At 69.3% G+C, this 6026-nt stretch carries 5 protein-coding genes and 1 pseudogene; 2 read left to right on the top strand and 4 right to left on the bottom strand.

Annotation, left to right across the window (positions count from 1 at the left end; all coding sequences use genetic code 11):
• The 3 genes and pseudogenes from BM314_RS29695 to BM314_RS29705 form a co-directional block, all read right to left on the bottom strand.
• A pseudogene (locus BM314_RS29695) lies at positions 1-386 on the bottom strand (flagellar protein); the annotation flags it as partial.
• A gap of 273 nt (positions 387-659) precedes the next feature.
• Complete coding sequence (locus tag BM314_RS29700) at positions 660-2093, bottom strand: hypothetical protein (RefSeq protein WP_244540095.1); 1434 nt, start codon at positions 2091-2093, stop codon at positions 660-662.
• 146 nt (positions 2094-2239) lie between these two features.
• Positions 2240-3346 (bottom strand): lipase family protein, encoded by a 1107-nt coding sequence (locus BM314_RS29705; RefSeq protein WP_244535085.1) that lies wholly within the window; start codon positions 3344-3346, stop codon positions 2240-2242.
• A 582-nt stretch (positions 3347-3928) separates the two neighbouring features.
• On the opposite strand from BM314_RS29705, the gene BM314_RS29710 reads away from it, so the two are divergent.
• Positions 3929-4729 (top strand): SGNH/GDSL hydrolase family protein, encoded by an 801-nt coding sequence (locus BM314_RS29710; protein ID WP_244540096.1) that lies wholly within the window; start codon positions 3929-3931, stop codon positions 4727-4729.
• Between the two features lie 85 nt (positions 4730-4814).
• A complete protein-coding gene (locus BM314_RS29715; RefSeq protein WP_042672101.1) occupies positions 4815-5087 on the top strand; it encodes a hypothetical protein in 273 nt (90 codons plus the stop codon).
• Positions 5088-5184: 97 nt separating this feature from the next.
• On the opposite strand, the gene BM314_RS29720 is transcribed toward BM314_RS29715, so the two are convergent.
• Positions 5185-6026 (bottom strand): methyl-accepting chemotaxis protein (locus tag BM314_RS29720; RefSeq protein ID WP_244540077.1); only part of this gene is annotated, 842 nt, incomplete at its 5' end.

Raw genomic sequence — 6026 nt, forward strand, 5'->3', positions numbered from 1 at the left:
GTACCGTTGATGGTCAGGAGCACGGTCGAGGAGGCGGTGCTGGCGCTGTAGGCGTTGGCGGCTGTGCCGGTGGTGGAGAGCTGGGTCGAGAGCGCCTGGTTGGCGATCGACTTGGCCTGGTCCACGAGCTTCTGGATCGAGGTGATGCCCTGGTTGGCGGCCTGGATCGACTGGATGCCGTTGGAGACGCCGTCGAGGAGCGAGTTCAGGCTCGAGGAGCGTCCGTCGAGGGCCTGGGAGGTGAAGAAGTTGGTCGGGTTGTCGAGGGCGGAGTTGACGGTCTTGCCGGTCGCGAGCCGGTTCTGGGTGGTCGCCATCAGCTGGGCGGTGTCCTGCAGCGAGAGCAGGTTCTGGCGCGTCGCGGCCGACAGGGTGATGGAGGACATGGATCGCTATCTTTCCAACCGGAGCAACCCGATTCTCGGGGATGACTAAGAATACCGGTTAGGGTTAAGTCCGGATTAAGCGCGCGAGTATTTTCGCCGCGCCGGTAGCGTTACCGGAAAATTTACGGCCCGCGCGCGCAAGCCAGTCCCGGACGGCATCGATCAGGGGCGTCCCGACCAGGAGGTCATCGGAGACTTGAAGCGGCGGGAGTCCATCCCGTCCGGCGCGGGCTGATCAGGCGATCCGGCCGCCTCGCGCCGCGGGACGGATTCTCAGTCCAGCGCGTAGCCGAGCATCCCTTCGGACACGTGACCCTCACAGTCCGGGACGGTCGACACGAAATGATCGCGGCCTCCGGCGATGCAACGGTAGATCGGGTGGCTCCCCGGCCTCTGCGCCTCGTAGACGTAGCCGGTCTGCCCGAGCGGTGTCTGGCCCTCGCATCTCGGGTCGCGGCTGAGGAAGTGGTCCTGTCCTGCCGCGCAGCTCATCAGCATCGCGGTCCCGGGCGCCGGGAGCGTCAACACGGTACCGAGGCTGCGCTCGATCGTGTAGCCCGGCCCGATATAGCCGGTCGTCACCCAGTGGCCGCCGGGCCCGAAGGCGCGCCGCAGGGGAAGGCGGTCGGCGCCCTTCGGCCGCCGCGCCTCGGCGATCCGCCACGTGCCGGGATAGGGGTCACCCCCTGAGAAGAAGACCGTGATGTCCGGCAGGAACGGCGTCAGGAACCCCGCCCCGTCGCGCTGGAAGCCGGGACTGTGGTTCAGGTAGAAGCCCGTAACGTCGGAGTTCAGGTAGCCCAGGGGTGTCCACGCCGCCGGCGCCCCGCTCAGCACAGCCTTCAGGGGCATCCTGAACAGCCCCATCTGGTAGGTTTCCCGGTCGGGATTGCGCCCCGGATCCTTGCAAGCCACCTGCTGGCACACGCGGCCCGGCAACCCGGTGATGACGTAGACCTCGCCGGTCTTGGGATCGTAGGCGAAATCCGAGTTCGGGTTGATGGTCGAGCCGTCGGTCGTGGCGTTGGGGACTCGCGCCGGCACCCCGAAATGCACGCCGTCGGCCGTGTGCCGGACGTAGAGGTCACCGAAGCCCGGCACGCCCTGCGGCCCGGTGAGATCCGTGGTGAAGACGAACAGGCCGGACCGACCGTCCGAGAAGGTCGCCGGCTGGCCGGTGCCGTAATTGCCCTGCGCGACGACCGGGTTGATCGGCTTGATGACCGGTTCCGGGTAGTCGACCCACGTCACCTTGTCGTTCGAGAAGGCGAGGCCAGTCTGGTTGTTGTTTCCGGGCAGGTTGTCTGCGCCCGAATAGTACATCGCGTAGGCGTAGGTCTGCCCGTCCGCCGGGTTGACGAAGCGGCCCCGGATCACGCTGGGATCACAGACGTACTGCCGGTTCCAGGAGTTGGGGGTCGGCTGGAACACGATCCGCGCCGGCGAGAAGCCGGTCTGCGGCGTGTAGGAGCGATGGAAGATGACGTCCGTCTTGCCCTGACCGCACCACCAGATGTCGGTGGTCCCGTTCTCGGTGATGACGCTCGGCGCGTAGTTGTAGCCGGCCGGATTGGCCTCGTTGACGAACAGCGGTTGCGCCTCCGGCCCCTTCCAGCCGGCCTCGCCCGCGACCGGGACGGCGAGCACCGCCAGGAGCATCCCGACGCGAGCGCCCTTCCGCGCAACGAGAACCGGCAGCATCCTCATTCCCATCGCTCCCACCGGTCCGCTCCTGACTCCGAGATGCCGAGACATTCCGGCGGCGTGCTGACGACCGGAATGTGGCCGTCTGATATCCGGCGGCTCGGACCGGCGGCTCCGATCGTGTCCCGACGCGTCTCCCGCGGACGCGATCACGCACCCTGCGCGGGCGGGACCGCGCGGCGGCAGACCGGCCGCAGGGCGCGGTCGAGCAGCGATTGCCGCCCGAGGATCATCTCGAAAAAATCGTACTCCCCCGGCCTGAAATTGGCTTTCAGGAACTGGAAGTGCATGTGGAAAGGCTTGAGGCGCAGGCGCTTGTAGTCGTCCTCGGGTATCCTGTCCTTGACCCCGGCGGAACGGATGAGCGGGTTGCAGGCCAGGAAGGCGGGTCGTCCGAATCCGAGATCGAAGATCGGATTGAAGCCGTAGCAGTTGAGCCAATCCTGGGGGGCCTGGTAGTCGCACCAGACGATGCGGTCGCTGAAGACGAGGGTCGCGATGTCGTCGCGCAGCGCGCGGGCCTCGTGCTGGAGCGCCACGAAGGGCAGCCCCGAGCCGAGCGTGACGAGCGACAGGCGCGGATGCCCTCGATCGTCGGTCCCGAGGCGCGCGAGGACCTGCGCGGCGACCTCGACCGCCATGGCTGCGCCGAGGGAATGGCCGACGATCATGACCTCGTCGGGCGCGTCCGCGGGGTTCGCGCGCCAGTGGGCTAGTTCGGCCAGGACACGGTCCCGGAAGGCCGCGACCCGGTCCGCGTAATCCGGCCGCCGACCGGTCGCGTGCTGCCAGAAGAAGATCCGGATGCTCAGGATGTGCCAGAAGAACAGGCGCCCGAGCGCCTTCTTGGCGCCGTACAGGAGCGCGAGCGCCGCGGCCGCGAGAAGCAGCGCCACGCCGACCGTTTCCGTCGGCGCCGCCGGGCTGACGGCAGCGTAGATCGCGGTGCCGAGCGCGATCAGGAGCGCCGGGGCCACGAAGGCGACGAAGAACGGGAAAGCGGTCAGCACCGTGTAGGGCCATCCGAACCGGGACGTCTTGAAGACCAATCCCTGTGCGAGCCCCGCCGCGACGCTCCGCGCCAGCAGAGCCAGCTTGCGCGACACGGGACGCGCGAGATCCGCATGGACGATATCGCTCCAGATCAGGGTCTCGCAGCGGACCGCCGCACCGTCGCCGTCGGCGGGCGCGTCGACCGTCCAGCTCCGGGTCAGACCATCCGGATCGGTCCGGATCTCCGAGACCGCGCGCGGCATCGCCCCGAACCGGGTCGCGTGACGGTGAAGCTCCCGCTTGAAGAAGGCGGGGAAGCGGATGCCGCTGCGGGCGTCGAATCCGTGAATGAAAAAGACATGTCGCCGCGCCACCGGTGCCGGATGAAGGTCTCTCAACTTGAAGGGCGTGAACGATAAGTAGCCGCGGACCATGTGATCGATCGAGGACGAGAGCACGAGAGGGATTCGTGGCGGTCGACGGCGCCCGCAGGGGCGGCTCCATTGCACCATCGCGGAGGGCTCCACAACAGCGCACCGGCGGATCTGGTTCCGCCACCGGCCAGCATTCATGATCCGGGCGGCATTCCCGGCACTGTCGCCCGGCAACACCGGCGGCGCCGAAAATCCGTTTCGCGCTCGGGGGGGACTGGACTTGGGAAAACTGAGCCTCCTACGGTGCGGGACGCGGGGGCGGTGTTCAAGATTCGTATGGGTTTGTCAGAGGCCGTGAGGGCGCTCCGCAGCGGCGCCCTCCGCCATCACAAGATCGGCCATATCCAGGCCGTTTTCGACGCTGCGCCGAGCGGCTGCGTCGTGCTCGCCGGCGACTCGCACGCGGCTCACATGCCGCGGCCGGTCGTTTCCCGTCCCGTGCTGAATGCCGGGCTCGCGGGCGGGACGGCACGCTCCTATTGCCGGGCCCTCGATCTGCTGCGTGCGCCCCTGCCGGCCTTCCTGGCGGTCCTGTTCGTCGGGACCAACGACATCCGCTCGCCGTCGGCGCTCGGGCGATCGGCGACGGCCGATTTCTCCGACCACGCGGATCGCATCGTCGACCGCTTCCAGGCCTTCGCCCTCGACACGCTGGTCTCGGCGCTGCCGCCGACGCCGGTCTCGAGGGTTGCCGAGCGCGATCCCGCCGCGGTCGAGGTCTATTCCGATCTCCTCCGCGCCGTCTGCGCACGCCGGGGGGTCTCGTTCTTCGACCCGTTCGCGGCGCTGCGCGGAGCGCGCTTCGGTCTCGCCGAGGACGAGGCCTTCGTGGAAGGGACGCATCTGCGGGATTACGCGGCCGTCGCCGCGCGCGTCGCCGGCCAGATCCGCGACCGGTACGGTCTCGATCATTATCTGGAGAGCCCGCTCCCGGGCTTCGATGAGGCCTATTACAGGAGCTGGTACGCCGACACGTGCCAGTATCCCCACGGACCCGCGCGACACTACCTCGATCTCGGCTGGCGCGAGGGCCGTGACCCGAGCGGGCATTTCAGCACCGACGGGTATCTCGACGCGAACCCGGATGTTCGCGTGGCCGGCGTGAACCCGCTCGTCCACTTCCTGGAGGTCGGCTTCGCGCAGGGGCGGACCGGCTGGCAGAAGGCGCGCACGCATCCGACGCGCTATCGCGGCGTCGACCCAGACACCTGAGGGCAGCGCCGCGGGCCGGCAGCGCGCACGCCATCGTGACCGCCGCCGCCGCGAAGCTGACGCAGGACGGTGTACGCATGTGATCATGCGCCTTCTCCTCGCCGTCCCACTTCTCGTCCTCATCGCCACCGGAGCGTCGGCCGGAGAGCCGCTCCTCGACGGACCCGTCGTCGCCGGCGGCTTCGGGATGGGCGGGTCGGACTATTACGGCGACGTTCACAGCCGCATGCCGTTCACCGGCGAGGCACCGCCGCGGCCGGTCGGGATGGCCGACATCGTGCGCGTCCGGGCAGCCCGCGCGCGCGCCGCGACCGCGTCCCGGCGACAGGCGCCGCACCGGCCGGCGCATCGCGGCTGAGTGTCTCCGGCCTCCGCCGATCCGGACCAGCCGGACGAGGAGAGCGCGGTCCGAACAATCGGGCCGTAGCCGTAGGAGGACGGTCGGGGCGCCCGCCTCAGTGCCGGTATCGTTCGGCCAGGGCCATGAGGGCCTGGGCGAGCTCGGTGAGGTTGGCGGAGGCGGCCTCGACCTGCCGCGTGCCGGCCGCGGTCTGCTGGCTGGCCTGGCGGATGTTCTGCAGCGCCCCCATCACCTGCTCGATGCCCAGCTGCTGCTGGTTGGTCGAGGCCACGATCTGCTGGAACGTCTGCACGTTCTCCTCCACCCGCGCGGTGATCTCCTCGATCGTGCGCTGCGTCGTGTCCGAGCGCGTCTTGCCCGCCGCCGCGCGCTTGACCGCCTCCTCGGTCAGCATCACCGACGTGTTGATGCCCCGCTGGATCTCGCCCAGGATCCCCCGCACCTGCCCCGTGGCCGCCTTGGCCTGGTCGGCCAGGAGCTTCATCTCCGAGGCCACCACCGAGAAGCTGCGCCCGCTCTCGCCGGCCGCGGCCGCCTCGATGGCGGCGTTCAGCGCCAGCAGGTGCGTGCGCTCCGAGATGTCGTTGACCGTCTCGATGATGTCGCCGATCGTCTGGGTCTTCTCCGACAGGCTGACGATGTTGCCGGCCACCGCCTCCGCCTGCTCGCGGATCGCGTCCATGGCCTTGGCGGTGTCGGACACCGCGCGCAGGCCCTGGCGCGAGGTCTGCGCGGTCGCCTGGGCGGTGGCGATCACCTCGGTGGCGCGCTTGGAGATCTGCGCCCCCGAATGGGTGATCTCGTCGACCGTGGCGGCGGTCTCCTGCACGGCGGCGAACTGCTGCTCGACCGAGGCGGCCTGCTCCTGCGCCGAGGCGCGGATCTCGGCCGCGGCCGCGTTCAGGTCCGCCGTCGCCGCCCGGTTCGTCCGCGCCA

Origin of the sequence: Methylobacterium sp. 13MFTsu3.1M2, from assembly GCF_900112625.1 — a bacterium.
In the GTDB taxonomy this organism is placed as follows: domain Bacteria; phylum Pseudomonadota; class Alphaproteobacteria; order Rhizobiales; family Beijerinckiaceae; genus Methylobacterium.

Excerpts from the sequence above, each read along its gene's own strand:
- BM314_RS29700 (WP_244540095.1), bottom strand. The coding sequence starts at position 2,093 with ATGAGGATGCTGCCGGTTCTCGTTGCGCGGAAGGGCGCTCGCGTCGGG.
- BM314_RS29705 (WP_244535085.1), bottom strand. The coding sequence starts at position 3,346 with ATGCCGCGCGCGGTCTCGGAGATCCGGACCGATCCGGATGGTCTGACC.
- BM314_RS29710 (WP_244540096.1), top strand. The coding sequence starts at position 3,929 with ATGCCGCGGCCGGTCGTTTCCCGTCCCGTGCTGAATGCCGGGCTCGCG.
- BM314_RS29715 (WP_042672101.1), top strand. The coding sequence starts at position 4,815 with ATGCGCCTTCTCCTCGCCGTCCCACTTCTCGTCCTCATCGCCACCGGA.